Source organism: Mycobacterium sp. 1274756.6 (genome assembly GCF_001668625.1).
Taxonomy (GTDB): domain Bacteria; phylum Actinomycetota; class Actinomycetes; order Mycobacteriales; family Mycobacteriaceae; genus Mycobacterium.
The window spans coordinates 1-14,413 of the sequence record NZ_LZLJ01000079.1; the positions used below are offsets into that span (position 1 = coordinate 1).

General features: G+C 71.1%; 15 protein-coding genes. 7 read left to right on the plus strand and 8 right to left on the minus strand.

Annotated features, from left to right (window positions below; all coding sequences use genetic code 11):
• On the minus strand, window positions 1-532 hold a 532-nt coding region (locus A5643_RS11965; protein WP_066855643.1), incomplete at its 3' end, for an SDR family oxidoreductase.
• 240 nt (window positions 533-772) lie between these two features.
• Between A5643_RS11965 and A5643_RS11970 the strand changes: the two genes are divergently transcribed.
• From A5643_RS11970 to A5643_RS12000, 7 genes are all read left to right on the plus strand, one after another.
• Complete coding sequence (locus A5643_RS11970; protein WP_066855482.1) at window positions 773-1,975, plus strand: ROK family transcriptional regulator; 1,203 nt, start codon at window positions 773-775, stop codon at window positions 1,973-1,975.
• A gap of 45 nt (window positions 1,976-2,020) precedes the next feature.
• A complete protein-coding gene (gene mshA, locus A5643_RS11975; protein WP_066855488.1) occupies window positions 2,021-3,361 on the plus strand; it encodes a D-inositol-3-phosphate glycosyltransferase in 1,341 nt (446 codons plus the stop codon).
• On the plus strand, window positions 3,358-3,918 hold the full coding sequence (locus A5643_RS11980) for a type III secretion system chaperone family protein (protein ID WP_066855491.1): 561 nt from the start codon (window positions 3,358-3,360) through the stop codon (window positions 3,916-3,918). The genes mshA and A5643_RS11980 overlap by 4 nt, the downstream gene beginning before the upstream one ends.
• A 13-nt stretch (window positions 3,919-3,931) precedes the next feature.
• Window positions 3,932-4,681 (plus strand): phosphoglyceromutase, encoded by a 750-nt coding sequence (locus A5643_RS11985; RefSeq protein ID WP_066855494.1) that lies wholly within the window; start codon window positions 3,932-3,934, stop codon window positions 4,679-4,681.
• 153 nt (window positions 4,682-4,834) lie between these two features.
• Window positions 4,835-6,028, plus strand: coding sequence for an ATP-binding protein (locus tag A5643_RS11990; RefSeq protein WP_156628781.1), 1,194 nt, complete (start codon window positions 4,835-4,837; stop codon window positions 6,026-6,028).
• Between the two features lie 5 nt (window positions 6,029-6,033).
• Window positions 6,034-6,714, plus strand: coding sequence for a winged helix-turn-helix domain-containing protein (locus A5643_RS11995; RefSeq protein WP_066855646.1), 681 nt, complete (start codon window positions 6,034-6,036; stop codon window positions 6,712-6,714).
• Window positions 6,715-6,970: 256 nt separating this feature from the next.
• On the plus strand, window positions 6,971-7,858 hold the full coding sequence (locus A5643_RS12000; protein ID WP_066855497.1) for a metal-dependent hydrolase: 888 nt from the start codon (window positions 6,971-6,973) through the stop codon (window positions 7,856-7,858).
• A gap of 10 nt (window positions 7,859-7,868) precedes the next feature.
• Here the strand turns inward: A5643_RS12000 and A5643_RS12005 are convergent, their stop codons facing one another.
• Genes A5643_RS12005 through A5643_RS12035 form a run of 7 tightly spaced genes read right to left on the minus strand, consistent with a single transcriptional unit; the run spans window position 7,869 to window position 14,411 of the window.
• Window positions 7,869-8,666, minus strand: a complete 798-nt coding sequence (locus A5643_RS12005) for a hypothetical protein (RefSeq protein ID WP_066855500.1) — start codon at window positions 8,664-8,666, stop codon at window positions 7,869-7,871.
• On the minus strand, window positions 8,663-9,250 hold the full coding sequence (locus A5643_RS12010; protein WP_066855503.1) for an Rv1363c family protein: 588 nt from the start codon (window positions 9,248-9,250) through the stop codon (window positions 8,663-8,665). Before A5643_RS12010 ends, A5643_RS12005 begins: the two co-directional genes overlap by 4 nt.
• A complete protein-coding gene (locus A5643_RS12015) occupies window positions 9,234-9,857 on the minus strand; it encodes an Rv1363c family protein (RefSeq protein ID WP_066855506.1) in 624 nt (207 codons plus the stop codon). The genes A5643_RS12010 and A5643_RS12015 overlap by 17 nt, the downstream gene beginning before the upstream one ends.
• 15 nt (window positions 9,858-9,872) lie before the next feature.
• Entirely contained in the window at window positions 9,873-11,144 is a 1,272-nt protein-coding gene (locus tag A5643_RS12020; protein ID WP_082948917.1) for an MlaD family protein, read from the minus strand.
• The gene (locus tag A5643_RS12025) at window positions 11,141-12,247 is read right to left on the minus strand and encodes an MCE family protein (protein ID WP_066855509.1); all 1,107 of its coding nucleotides are present in this window, start codon (window positions 12,245-12,247) and stop codon (window positions 11,141-11,143) included. The genes A5643_RS12020 and A5643_RS12025 overlap by 4 nt, the downstream gene beginning before the upstream one ends.
• Before the next feature lie 14 nt (window positions 12,248-12,261).
• The gene (locus tag A5643_RS12030) at window positions 12,262-13,380 is read right to left on the minus strand and encodes an MCE family protein (RefSeq protein ID WP_066855512.1); all 1,119 of its coding nucleotides are present in this window, start codon (window positions 13,378-13,380) and stop codon (window positions 12,262-12,264) included.
• On the minus strand, window positions 13,377-14,411 hold the full coding sequence (locus tag A5643_RS12035) for an MCE family protein (RefSeq protein ID WP_066855515.1): 1,035 nt from the start codon (window positions 14,409-14,411) through the stop codon (window positions 13,377-13,379). The genes A5643_RS12030 and A5643_RS12035 overlap by 4 nt, the downstream gene beginning before the upstream one ends.
• Between the last annotated feature and the right edge of the window lie 2 nt (window positions 14,412-14,413).

Below are 14,413 nucleotides of genomic sequence, written 5' to 3' on the forward strand. Positions count from 1 at the left end.
CCGGCGCAACCTCGGTGAGCCGCACCGGTTTTCCCAGCAGCTCCCCGCGCAGCGTGCGATGCAACACACTCTGGGCGTGTTTGGCGGCGGTGTAGCCGGCGCCGCCGTCGTAGATCTCGAACGCCGCGATCGAGGTGACGGTGACGATCAGGCCGTCGCCGGATGCGACGAGCTTGGGCAGCAGCGCGCGGGTCACCCGCAGCGTGCCGACCACGTTGGTCTCCCACATCCACCGCCAGTGCTCCAGCTCGGCGTCGGCGACCGGCGCCAGACCCTTGGCGCCACCGGCGTTGTTGACCAGGACGTCGACCCGCGCGAGCCGGTCGGCCAGCGCCTCGACCGCGGCCGGGTCGGTGACGTCGGCGGCCATCGCGGTGCCGCCGATCTCGGCGGCCAACGCGCCGACCCGATCGGCGCGCCGCGCCACCGCGACCACATGAAAACCCTGCGCGGCAAGGGTTCTCGCTGTCGCCTCACCGATGCCCGAGCTGGCGCCGGTCACCACCGCCACCCGTCGGTCTGCCCCAGTCACGGGCCTCACTGTAATCCGGTGCGGCGCCCGCCGCGGCGGCCCGCGTTGCGGTCGCGCGGCCCGGCGCGCTAAATTCACGCTGTGATCTGGAGTACCCCGTGGCTGTCGGCGGGCGCGTGTCGCGCCGCCTGCGCGTGTTGTCGCCGCGCATCCCGCCGCGCCTGATCCCGGTTCCTCGAGCCCTCGGCGCGGCCTGCGCGGCCCAAGCCCCCGACGGACCTCGAACCCAAGGACTCCCCGATGACCAGCACGCTCACCCGCCGCCACTCGGTCGTGGCACCCGCACTGCAGGTCAGCGACGCCGCCGCGGCGACGGTGTTCCGCATCGTGCGCCGGCGCGGACCACTGGCCCGCGACGAGATCACCGCCGCCAGCGCGCTGAGCACCGCCACCGTCAACCGCCAGGTCAGCGCGTTGATCGCGGCGGGCCTGCTGCGTGAGCGCGCCGACCTGGCCGCCAGCGGCGCCATCGGGCGCCCCCGGGTGCCCGTCGAGGTCAACGACCAGCCGTTCCTCACCCTGGGCATCCACATCGGTGCGGCCACCACCAGCATCGTGGCCACCGACCTGCGCGGTCGCACCCTGGACGCGGTGGAGACGGCCACTCCGCGCGGTGACCAGACCGCGGCGCTGGCCGCGCTGGCCGGCAGCGCCCGCCGCTACCTGAGCCGGTGGAGCCGGCGCCGCCCGCTGTGGGCCGGGGTGGCCATCGGTGGCGTCGTCGACGGCGCCAGCGGCCGGGTCGACCACCCGCGGCTGGGCTGGCGGCAGGCCCCGGTCGGCGCCGCCCTCGCCGACGCCCTGGGATTGCCCGTCTCGGTGGCCTCCCACGTCGACGCGATGGCCGGCGCCGAACTGCTGCTGGGGCGCCGCCAGCCGGCGTCGTCGTCCTCCACCAGCCTGTATGTCTACGCCCGCGAAACGGTGGGCTACGCGCTGACGATCGGCGGGCGGGTCCACACCCCCGCCGCCGGCCCCGGCACCATCGCCGGGCTGCCCGCCGCCTCGGAGTTGCTCGGCGGCACCGGGCAACTGGAGACCACGGTCAGCGACGCGGCCGTGGTCGCCGCGGCCCGCAAACTGCGCCTGGTCCCCGCCGGCGGCACCGCCCCGCTGACCGCGCTGCTGCGCGCCGCGCGGGCCGGCGACGCGGCCGCCGCCGGACTGCTGGCCGAGCGGGCCCGGGTGCTGGGGGAGGCGGTCGCGCTGCTGCGCGACCTGCTCAACCCCGACGACCTGGTGGTCGGCGGGCAGGCGTTCAGCGAGTACCCCGAGGGGATGGCCCGGCTGCAGCAGGCGTTCGCCGAACGCTCGATCCTGCCGCCGCGGCTGATCCGGACCACCGCGTTCGGCAACAGGGTGCAGGAGGCCGGCGCCGGGGTGGTCTCGCTCAGCGGCCTCTACGCGGATCCGCTGGCCGCGCTGCGCCGCACAGCCGCCTGACGTGCGGTGTCGGAGCCGATCCGACCGAACTGTAAAGATGGCAGGGTGTGGCGCGGCGAAACGACCGGACCCGGTGACGCGGTGAGAGCTCCCCGCCGGGTCGCCGTATTGGCGGTGCACACCTCCCCGCTGGCCCAGCCCGGCACCGGCGACGCCGGCGGGATGAACGTCTACGTGCTGCAGACCGCCCTGCACCTGGCCCGCCGCGGGGTGGAGGTGGAGATCTTCACCCGGGCCACCTCCTCGGCGGATCCGCCGGTGGTGCCGGTCGCGCCCGGGGTGCTGGTGCGCAACGTGGTGGCCGGCCCGTTCGAGGGGCTCAACAAATACGACCTGCCCACCCAGCTGTGCGCGTTCGCCGCCGGGGTGCTGCGCGCCGAGGCCGCCCACGAGCCCGGCTACTACGACATCGTGCACTCGCACTACTGGCTGTCCGGGCAGGTCGGCTGGCTGGCCCGGGACCGCTGGGCGGTGCCGCTGGTGCACACCGCCCACACCCTGGCCGCGGTCAAGAATGCCGCGCTGGCCGACGGCGACGTGCCCGAACCGCCGCTGCGCGCCGTCGGTGAGCAGCAGGTCGTCGACGAGGCCGACCGGCTCATCGTCAACACCGACGTCGAGGCCGAGCAGCTGGTCGCCGGCTACGGCGCCGAACCGGGCCGCATCGACGTGGTGCATCCCGGCGTCGACCTGGAGGTCTTCCGCCCCGGCGACCGCGCCGCCGCCCGCGCGCAGCTGGGCCTGGATCCCGGCGAGCCGGTGGTGGCGTTCGTCGGCCGCATCCAGCCGCTGAAGGCCCCCGACATCCTGCTGCGCGCCGCGGCGAAACTGCCCGGGGTGCGGGTGGTGATCGCCGGCGGACCGTCGGGCACCCCGCTGGCCACCCCCAACGGGCTGGCCGGCCTGGCCGCGGAGCTGGGCATCACCGACCGGGTGACGTTCCTGCCGCCGCAGTCCCGCGACCAGCTGGCCGAACTGTTCCGCGCCGCCGACGTCGTCGCCGTCCCCAGCTACTCCGAATCGTTCGGGCTGGTGGCCGTGGAAGCGCAGGCCTGCGGCACCCCGGTGGCGGCCGCCGCGGTCGGCGGGCTGCCGGTCGCGGTGCGCGACGGGGTCAGCGGCACCCTGGTCGACGGCCACGACGTGCCGCGCTGGGCCGACGCGCTCGACCAGTTGCTGGCCCGCAGCCGCGGCCCGCACGCCGCGCAACTGCACACCGCCGCCGCCGAGCACGCGGCGCTGTTCTCCTGGGGGCACACCGTGGACACCCTGCTGGCCAGCTACCGGCGCGCGATCGCCGACTACCGGCGCCGCCGCGCCCCCCGCGACCGGGCGTCGCTGCGGCGCGGACGCCGCTTCGCCGCCCGCCTGGGGGTGCGGTCATGAGCGAGCAGGTGCGCCGGGTCATCGAGGACACCCTGCAGGCCGCCGAGCTGACCTACTCCCACCACCCGGGAGCGCACGGCGGGCTGCCCGGCCTGATCGTCGAACTGCCCGGCGAACGCAAGCTCACCACCAACACGTTCCTGAGCATCGGCGAGCACTCGGTGCGGGTGGAGGCGTTCGTCTGCCGCAAACCCGACGAGAACCATCAGGGCGTCTACCGCTTCCTGCTCAAACGCAACCGCCGGCTCTACGGGGTGGCCTACACCCTGGACAACCTCGGCGACATCTACCTGGTGGGCCGGATGGCGCTGGAATCGGTGACCGCCGACGAAATCGACCGCGTGCTCGGCCAGGTCCTCGAGGCGGTCGACTTCGACTTCAACACCCTGCTGGAGCTGGGCTTCCGGTCCTCGATCGAGAAGGAGTGGGCCTGGCGGGTGGAGCGCGGGGAGTCGCTGAAGAACCTGCGCGCCTTCGAGCACCTCATCGACGACGAGGACGGCCCGCCCGAGCGGGCCGGAGACGACGACGGTGGCACCCCGTCCGGGCGGGCGTGAGAGACTGACCGGCATGGGAGATTCGGGCACGCTGGTATTGCTGCGCCACGGCGAGAGTGAGTGGAACGCGCGCAACCTGTTCACCGGCTGGGTGGACGTCGAACTCACCGACAAGGGCCGGGCGGAGGCGGCCCGCGCCGGGGAGCTGCTGGTCGAACACGACCTGCTGCCCGACATCCTCTACACCTCGCTGCTGCGGCGGGCCATCATCTCCGCGCAGCTGGCGCTGGAGACCGCCGACCGGCTGTGGATCCCGGTGCGGCGCAGCTGGCGGCTGAACGAGCGGCACTACGGGGCGCTGCAGGGCCTGGACAAGGCGGCGACCAAGGAACGCTACGGCGAGGAACAGTTCATGGCGTGGCGGCGCAGCTACGACACCCCGCCGCCGCCTATCGAGCCGGGCAGCGAGTTCAGCCAGGACACCGACGTGCGCTACGCCGACATCGGCGGCGGGCCGCGCAGCGAATGCCTGGCCAACGTGGTGGACCGGTTCCTGCCCTACTACACCGACGTCATCATCCCGGACCTGCGGGTGGGCAAGACGGTGCTGATCGCCGCGCACGGCAACTCGCTGCGCGCCCTGGTCAAATACCTCGACGACATCTCCGATGAGGAGATCGTCGGGCTCAACATCCCGACCGGGATCCCGCTGCGCTACGACCTGGACGCCGATCTGAAACCCACCACCCCCGGCGGGGTGTACCTGGACCCCGACGCCGCGGCCGCCGGAGCGGCCGCCGTCGCCAGCCAGGGCGCCAAATAGCGCAGCCGCGACGCGCCGCCACACCGCGGCCGGGAGCGAACGCCGCGTGAACGGCGGTTGAACACCTGGCGCCGCGGGTGTGACGTGCTCGTCTTCGGCCGCTCGCCGCAGCGTGGTGGGCCGCCGGATCGCTACCATTCGGTCGTGTCCGTGATGTTGGTCTGCCTGCTGGTCGCGGTGACGGCGCTGCTGATGCTGGCAGCCGGTATCGCGATCGGGATGACGGCGGGACCGCGGATCGTGGAACGCCGCCAACGCTCGGCCGCCGAGCAGGCCGGCATCACCGTCTCGCAGATGTTGCAGCGCATCGTGGCGCTGGTGCCGCTGGGCACTGCGGTGGTCGACGCCCACCGCGACGTGGTCTACCTCAACGACCGGGCCCGCGACCTGGGGCTGGTCCGCGACCGGCTGCTCGACGACCGGGCCTGGCAGGCGGCGCAGAAGACGCTGGCCACCGGCGCCGACGTCGAATTCGACCTGTCGGCGGACAAGGCCGAGCGGGCCGGACGCACCCGGCTGTCGGTGCGCGGCTACGCCCGGCTGCTCAGCGAGGAGGACAGCCGTTTCGCGGTGGTCTTCGTCGACGACCAGTCCGAGCAGGCCCGCATGGAAGCCAGCCGCCGCGACTTCGTGGCCAACGTCAGCCACGAGCTCAAGACCCCGGTCGGGGCGATGAGCCTGCTGGCCGAGGCGCTGCTGGCCTCCGCCGACGACCCCGACACCGTGCGCCGGTTCGGCGAGCGGGTGCTGCTGGAAGCCAACCGGCTGGCCAGCATGGTCGGGGAGCTGATCGAACTGTCCCGGCTGCAGGGCGCCGACCCGCTGCCCGACCTGGCCGCCGTCGACGTGGACCGGGTGGTCTCGGAGGCCATCTCGAGGCACAAGGTGGCCGCCGACAACGCCGACATCCAGCTCAGCACCGACCCGCCCAGCGGGCTGCAGATGTTGGGCGATGAAACCCTGCTGGTCACCGCGGTGGCCAACCTGGTGTCCAACGCGATCGCCTACTCGCCGCACGGATCACCGGTCTCGATCAGCCGCCGTCGTCGCGGCGACACCATCGAGATCCTGGTCACCGACCGCGGCATCGGCATCTCCCGCAAGGACCAGGCGCGGGTCTTCGAGCGGTTCTTCCGCGCCGACAAGGCGCGGTCCCGCTCCACCGGCGGGACGGGGCTGGGGTTGGCGATCGTCAAGCATGTGGCCGCCAACCACAACGGCAACATCCGGCTGTGGAGCCAACCCGGCACCGGCTCGACGTTCACCCTGGAGATCCCCGCCTACCGTGACCGGGGCGCGGCGCCGACCGATAATCAGACAGACAGCTCGCAACGAGAGGAAGAGTGACATCGATGAGCCGCGTGCTGATCGTGGAGGATGAGGAGTCGCTGGCCGACCCGCTGGCGTTCCTGCTGCGCAAGGAGGGGTTCGAGGCCACCGTGGTCAACGACGGCCCGTCCGCGCTGGCCGAGTTCGACCGGGTCGGCGCCGACATCGTCCTGTTGGACCTGATGCTGCCGGGGATGAGCGGAACCGAGGTGTGCAAGCAGTTGCGCGCCCGCTCCACCGTCCCGGTGATCATGGTGACCGCCCGCGACAGCGAGATCGACAAGGTGGTCGGGCTGGAACTCGGCGCCGACGACTACGTCACCAAGCCGTACTCCTCCCGCGAACTCATCGCCCGGATCCGAGCGGTGCTGCGCCGCGGCGGCGACGACGACACCGTCGACGACGGCGTCCTGGAATCCGGTGGTGTGCGCATGGACGTGGAACGGCACACCGTCACCGTCAACGGTGAGCCGATCACGTTGCCGCTCAAGGAATTCGACCTGCTGGAATACCTGATGCGCAACAGCGGCCGGGTGCTCACCCGCGGCCAGCTCATCGACCGGGTGTGGGGGGCGGACTACGTCGGGGACACCAAGACCCTCGACGTGCACGTCAAGCGGCTGCGCTCCAAGATCGAGCCGGACCCGGCCAACCCGGTGCACCTGCTGACGGTGCGCGGGCTGGGCTACAAGCTCGAAGGGTAGCTCTCGCCCCTGAAATCGACGTCCAGGCCGGCGTATGGACGCAATAAACAGCCCGAGCGGCCGTTTCGAGGTCGATTTCAGGGCTGAACGTCCGCCTGCGGCCGCTCCGACGGTTTCGCTGGGTCGTTGGCCACCACCTGGACGAAGATTGACACATCAGTCACAATAAGAGGTAGTGGTACGCAGCGGTACCGATCAGGGCGCCCCGGTCGCGGCATCGGGTCGCCGCCGGAGCCGACTCGAGAGGACGGTCATCATGGCCAACCCCGTCACCGGATCCGCCGACGCCAAGTCGGTCTCGTACCCGCCGGTGCGGCGGATGCGGTTCCGGTTCGGCGAGTCCACCCCGATGAACCGCCACTTCGTCGAGGGCGACATCGTGCTCAGCCATCTGGTCGCGGTGCTGTCCGGTGCCTTCCCGCCGGGGGAGGAGTCCTTCATCCGTTCGGTGCGCCGGTTTGCCGACAAGGTGACCGACCCGGAGTTGAAGAAGCGGGTGGCCGGGTTCATCGGCCAGGAGTCGGTACACGGTCAGGAGCACCGCCGCCTCAACGAGAAGCTCATCGCGATGGGCTACCGGTACGTGAAGGTCTACACCTTCGCCAAGGACAGCCGCAGGCAGCGGGCCGTGGAACGCATCGAGCGGGCCCTGCCCGGATATGTCCACCTCGCCGCGACCGCCGCGGCCGAGCACTACACCGCCACGCTGGCCGAGCGGGTGCTCGCCAGCGAGCAGGTGCAGGCCATCGCCGGCGACCCGGAGGTGTGGCACCTGCTGAACTGGCACGCGGTGGAAGAGCTGGAGCACAAGTCGGTGGCCTTCGACGTCTACCGCGCGGTCGGCGGGCCGGAGTGGATCCGCATCGCGGTGATGGCGGTCATCTACGCCATCACCGTGCCGATGGTGACCATGGAAGTGCTCGCCTCGATGGCCACCGACCGGACGGCGTGGCGCCCGATCACGGTGGCCCGCCAGTTCCGCGAGCTGTACACCGGGCCGCTGGCCAAAGGGATGCTGGCCAAACTGCGGGTGTACCTGCGGCCGGGCTTCCACCCCGACGACGTGGACACCGACGCGCTGGTGCGGCGGTGGCAGGAGCAGTTGTTCAGCGCCGACGGCGAGCTGGTCGGGCACCTGCACTGACCCGGGCGGGTCAGACCCCGCCGTATTCGGGGCGCAGCGAATCGGCCAGCGCCGACAGCGGCACCCGCACCTGAACGGTGCCGCCGTCCATCGACCAGACCAGCCGGTCCTGCGGGCTGGGGTCCTCGCGCAGCATCGGCGCGTCGGGCAAAAACAGCAGCAGCTGGTCGCCGTCGAGCGCGAACGAGCGGTACTCCCCGGTGTAGCCGGGCCCACGCGGGCTCGGCGTGAACTCTTCCACGGTGAACGGGTAGGTGCCCGGGGCGTGCGGCGGGGCGGCGGCGTCCAGCGCCGGCGCCAGGAACGGCACGGTCGCCGGCGGCAGCGCCACCATCGGGTCCACGCCCGGCTTGAACAGGTCGGCCAGCATCAGCCGCCGGCCCGCGGCCATGTCGAACACGAACGCCCGGAAGGCGTTGTTGGCCTGCATGCCGAACGGCTCGAAGGTCTCATGGACGATCACCGACTGCACCCCGGCAGGCCCGTGGTAGACCCGGTAGGTGGCGAAGGCGCTGCTTTCCCGCGGGGTATCCGCCGCGGACTTCCGCCAACCGTCCATCAGCCGGTGGTAGTAGTTGCTCAACGGCGGTCCTGCGGTCGGGTCGTCCAGCAGCGCGCTCGGCAGGTCGAACCAGATCAGCCGGGTGGCGTTGCGCTGGGAGGTGACCACCGTCGAGCAGCGGGCGCCGTCCCAGGCGGCGCCCAGGTCGGCGCAGAGCTGTTCGGCGGCCGCGGTCGCCGCCGGCGCGGCCACCAGCGCGGCGGCGGTCAGCGCGGCGCCGGCCAGCGCCGCCCGCGCGCCCCTCACCGGTCCTCTCCGAACACGACGACTTCGCTTGCCAGCCAACGCCCGTCGACCTCCTCCATCGTCATGGCCACCGGAACCAGGTCGGTGCCCTCTTCGGGCACCGCGGAGTTGCTCACCGTCTGCTTGACCACCAGCAGCACCTCGACCCGGGTGGGCTCGGCGGATTTGACGGCGCCGTCCACGACGGTGCCGCGGGTGGCCACCTCGTTGTCGATGAGCAGTTTGCGCAGCTGTGCGCTCGATTTGGTGTAGCGGTCCCGGAACTCCCCGGTCGACCCGTCGATGACCGCGCGCACCTTGTCATCGACCGTGCCGGGATCGGCGGTGGTGAGGGTGACCGCGAAATCGCGTGCCACGCCGAGAGCCTCGGTGGCAGCCGAGTCGCGGCGATGCTCGGTCACCAGCAGCCGGCCGGCCCACGCCGCACCGGCCAGCAGGGCTAGCGCCAGCACCGCGGCGCCGCCGCGCAGCAACCAATGCCGCCACTGTGTCCGAACCCCGCCCGCGGTGTCGGCGTCCGGCCCGGTGTCGGCACCGGTGGCGTCGGCCACCGCGATGGCCGCGCCCTCAGATGAGGTCGACATTGCTTGCCAGCCAGCGGCCGTCGACGAGTTTCATGGTCATCTGGATCCGGTTACGGTCGATGCGCGGGCTGGGGTTGACCGCGTTGGTGATCGACTGATCGACGAACAGCAGCACCTCCACCTGCGACGTGGACGCCGATTTCACCGCCGCGTCCAGCACCACCCCGGTGCCGGCGGCGTCGTTGTCGATCAGGATCTGGCGCAGCTGCGACGCGCCCTGGCTGTACTCGTCCTTGAACCGCCCGGTGGCCCCGTCGAGGGCCTCGTTGTAGTGCGCGTCGATGTCCTTGGCGTCCAGGGTGGTCAGCACCTCGGCGTAGTCCCGCGCGGCGGCGACGGCCTGCTGCGCGGCGGTGTCGATGTCGTGCAGTTGCTTGTACCGCCAACCCAGGTATCCGGCGGCCGCCAGTGCGCCGACGAGCACCACCGCGACCACGGCCTGCAGCCAGCGCCGGCCGGTTCCCGCCGCGGGCGGCGGAGCGGGATCCGGTGTGGTGGCCGCGGTTTCGGCGGTGCTGTCGGCGTCGGCGTCGGCCGGTGGGGACTCGGGCTCGGTGTCGTCGACGAGTTGGTCGAAGACATCCTGGGTGGCGGAGCGCTTGGACATGGGGCCTCCGGTGGATCAGTTCGGCACCCAGACCGGCATCTCCGGGCCGGCGTAGGGGGTGGGAATCGTGTACGGCGGGTAGTTCGGGGTCGGGTCGGTGGTCGCGTGCGGATCGTAGTCCGGGGGCGGGCCCGCGGTGTCGTCGCCGGCCGGTCGGGGCGCATTGCGGGCACCGCGGATCAGCACCGACGGATCGTGGTCATCGCAGTAGGTGTAGAGGTAGGGCTCGGGAAAGTCCGGCTGGCTCGGTGGGCGCCGCGGCAGTCCGTAGTCGCAGCTGTAGCGCGGATAGATGTCGGCGACCGCCCAGATCCCGTTGTCGTGGATGATGCTGGACACCCGGTCGACCATCGAGTCGCGATCCGGGCGCCACAGGTCGGCCAGCGCCGGGGTCCGCAGGTACAGCAGCTGGGAGACGCTGGTGAGGTTGCCCAGCAGTTGCACCACGTTCTCCCGGTTGTCGGCGATGAAGGCGTCGATGAGCTCCAGCTGACCGCTGCCGCGGTCCACCAGTTGGCGGAAGCCGGCGTCCATCGCCCCGACCCCGTCGAGGATGCCCTGCAGGTTCAGCGACGTGCGCACCAGCCCGTCGTTGAGTTCGGCGGCGGTGTTCAACACGGTACGGGTGGTGCGCAGCATGCTGACGGTCTGCGGCAGCACGCCGTCCAGGGTGGAGGCCAGGAAGGCGGCCCCGTCGAAGATCGCGGCCAGTTTGTCCGCGCCGTCGCGGCTGACCCGCAGTTCGGCGAAGAGGGTGTTGAGCTGGTCGGTGTCCAGTTGGGCCAGCGCCCCGCGGCTGTCATCGATGATCTGTGGCAGCGACACGGTGACCGAGGTCTGGGCCTTGTCGATCACCGATCCGTCGGTCAGGAACGGGCCCGCGCCGTCGGCCGGCCGGAAGTCCAGGTACTGCTCACCGGCCGCGGACAAACCCGACACCCGCACCGGACTCGACCGCGGGATGCGGGTGGCGGCGTCGATCGCGGCGACGGCCTCCACCCCGTCGTCGGTGAGGTTGATCGCGGTGATGCGCCCGACCGGAATGCCGCGCACGGTGACGTCCTGGTTGGCCAGCAGCCCACCGGATTCGGCCAGCTGGATCCGTACCGACATCGTCGAGGCGATCGGGTTGATCCCCAACGCGCCGACCGCGATGTAGGAGAAGGTCACCACCAGCAGCAGGACCAGCCCGGCGGCCGAGACCAGCAGCCGGCGGCGCACCACGAACAGGATCGTGTCGACGACGAGACGAGCGCCCCGCTCGGCTAGGTGCGGTGTGGCGCTCATCGGTTCGGTCCGTAGATCTTGTTGAGCAACACGTTCCACTCGTAGCGCAGGCTGCCGATCATCTGATGCCAGTCGGTGCCGTCGGACCAGTGGAAGCCCGGGTCGCCGGGGTAGTTCTTGTCCGGCCACGGGGTCAGCGACAGCTTGGCGGCAACCATGTTCGAGTGTCCGGCGGTGGCGTTGGTGGACTTGATCAGGATGCCGAGCAGCCGGTTGAAGGAGTACAGCGACAGCTCGGGATCGACGGTGATGTCGTTGAACACCCCGGCCAGCGTGTTGAGGTCGGCCACCATGCCGCGGGTGTCGGTGCCCTGAATCGAGGGGAAGCGGGCAAGCTGGTCGCTGATGTGCCCGACCCGGTCGGCCAGATCGGCGATCCGGGTGGTGTTGTCGGCGATGACCGCCATCGCCGGGGCGGCGTCGGTGAGCGCGGCGTCGAGGGTGTCCCGGCGTGCGGCCATGACCGCCGCCAGCTCGGAGGTGCGCCGCAGCGCCCCGTCGAGCTGATCGGAGCGGGCGGTCAGGCGCGACAACAGCTCCCGGGTCTCCGCGAGCAGGGTTTCCATCTTGGCGCCGCGTCCGCCCAGCGCCCGCCCGGCCCCGTTGGTCGTCTTGACCAGGTAGCCGACGGTGCCGCCGTTGACCAGCATGGCCATCGAGTTGAGCAGCTCCTCGACGGTGGGGGCGGCGGCGGTGTCCTGCAGCGGGATGACGTCACCGTCGTGCAGTTGCGCGGCGTCGGGCGCCTGCTCGGGGTCGGGCCTGATCTGGACGAAGACGTCGCCGAGCAGGGTCGCGGACCGCAGCTCCGCGGTGGCGCCGGTGTACAGCGGCACATCGGATCGGATCCGCAGGCTCACCTTGGCGTTGAAGTCCTGGGCGCGGATCGCGCCGACCTCGCCGATGTCGGCGCCGTAGAGTTTGACTTTCGCCTTGGCCGGCAGGTTCAGCGCGTTGGAGAAGATCGCGGTCAGCTCGTAGTTGTCCGAGCCCGCTTCCGGCGCGGGCAACGGCAGCGCGTCGAGCCCGGTGGCGCAGCCGGCCAGCAGCGCGGTGAGCGCGGTCGCCAGCACCGCGCGGGTCCCGCGTTTGATGGTGCGCATCGACGGTCTGCCCCTCATGGCGTACCACTGATCCCGTTGGCCATCAGGTCGAGCATCTGGGTCAGCCCGAAGTCCGGTCCGTAGTCCTGGAGCGTTCCGGTGGCGCAGCCGAGTTGTTTCAGCCCCATCAGGTTGCACATCTCCTTGGCGAACTGGCCGTTGAAGACGATCTTGTCGACCAGGGCGTGGGCGCGCAGGCTGCCGGCGACCGGGTCGATGATGCGGTAGATGTTGTCGACGGTCAGCGGCGCCACGTCGAGCAGTTCGGCGAGCTCGCGCTGGTTGTCGGTGAGGGTGGTGGTGATGGCGTGGGTCTGGGCGAAGGTGGTGGTCAGTTCCTCCCGGTGGTCGTCGAGCAGCCGGGTCGCCTGGTCGAGGATCTGGTTGAGCTTGGCGCCGGTGGTGCCCGAGCCGAGGTCCTCGGCGGCGAGGATGTCGCTGAGCTGACGCAGATTCGAGCTGAACTCGCGGATCTCGGCGTCGTTGTCGGCCGCGGCCTGGGTGAGGTCGGCGACGCTGGTGATGATCGCCTGGATGCTCTCCTTGCTGCGGGCGCCCTTGTCGTCGCCGACCCGCAGCGCCTGGGAGAGCTTGTCCAGGGTGGTTTTGATGGCCGCGGAGTTGTCGGCGGTGATCGCCGAGCCGAGGCTGACCAGATCGCCCAGCGGGCCCTGGCCGTTGTCGTCGCCGTGTAATGCTTTGCCCAGTTTGTCGACCATCGACAGGGTGCGGCCGAACTCGACCGGGGTGCGGGTGCGGCCGAGGCCCAGGACGTCGCCGTCTTTGAGGGTCGCCCCGCCGCGGTAGGGCGGGGTGAGCTCGACGTGGCGGTCGGTGAGGATCGAGCTGGACACGGTGACCGCCTGGGCGTCGGCGGGGATCGCGACGTCGCGGTCGATCGACAGGGTCACCGCGACGTGGCCGCCTTCGTTGTGGATGCGGGTCACCTTGCCGACCTGCATGCCCAGCACCGAAACCCCGTTGCCCTCATAGAGTCCGACGACGTCCTCGAAGTGGGCGGTGACGGTGATGTGTCGGTTGAGCAGCCGGGGGAGCACCGCTGCCGCAGTGACGGCCACCGTCGCGACCACGATCGTCGCGACGGCCAGAGCGATCCGCAGCCGGCCGCTCATCCGCAGTCCTTGAAGTACTCGACGAGGTTGAACTGCCGGGCCCGGCCGCTGATCGCGCACATCCACGCGTCGATGAACGGGCCGGCCGGCGCGTTGAGCTCCAGGGCGTTGCCGGTGCCGGTCATGTTGGCCAGGTTTCGCACCGTCACCGGGGCGACCTGCAGGATGTTGCGCAGCAGCGCGTCGTGATCGGTCATCATCGTGGTGAACTCGGCGAGGTTGGTGATCAGCTGCCGGATCTCGGGTTCGTCACCCAGGATGGTCTGCGCGCGCTCGACCAGCGTGGTGGCGCTGGCGAACAACCGGTGCACCGCTTCACGGCGGGTGGTGATCTCGCGCAGCAGATCGCGGCCCTGCAGCACCAACGCGCCGAGGTCGGCTTTCTGGTTGCGCAGCATCGTGGTCAGCGCGTCGGCGTTGGTGAGCAGGGTGCCGAGCTGGTCGCGGCGGCCGGCCATGATGCCCGACAGGGATTCGAGGTTGGCCAGGGCTTCGGGCAGGGCTTCGGGCAGGCCCTGCAGGCTGCGGTTCATCGTCTTGACCGATTCCACCACCCGCTCGGCGTCGAGCGGCTCGAAGGTGCTGGTCGCCCCGGCCAGGGTCTTCTGCAGGTCGTAGGGGACCTCGGTGTTGGCCAGCGGAATGGTGCGGTCGCTGAGTTCGGCGGTGCCCGAGGGCCGCAGCTCCAGATAGCGGGCGCCGAGGATGGTGGTGAGTTTGATTGCCGCGCGGCTGGTTTCGCCGACGTGCACGCCGTTGCCGACGGTGAACGACACCACGACGTGATCGCCGGCCAACCGCACGCCGTCGACGGTGCCGACCTGGATCCCGGCGACGGTGACCTGGTTGCCCTTGCTGATCTGGGCGGCTTGGGCGAACTCGGCGTGGTAGCGGGTCTTGCCGAGGTTGAGGTTGCCGAACAGCACGACCGCGGCCAGCATCGCCCCGATCAGCACCAGACCGATGACGCCCAGCCAGATCTTGTTGTAGGACTCCAAGGGCCGCGCGAACCGGCCGGACCGGGTAACCATCG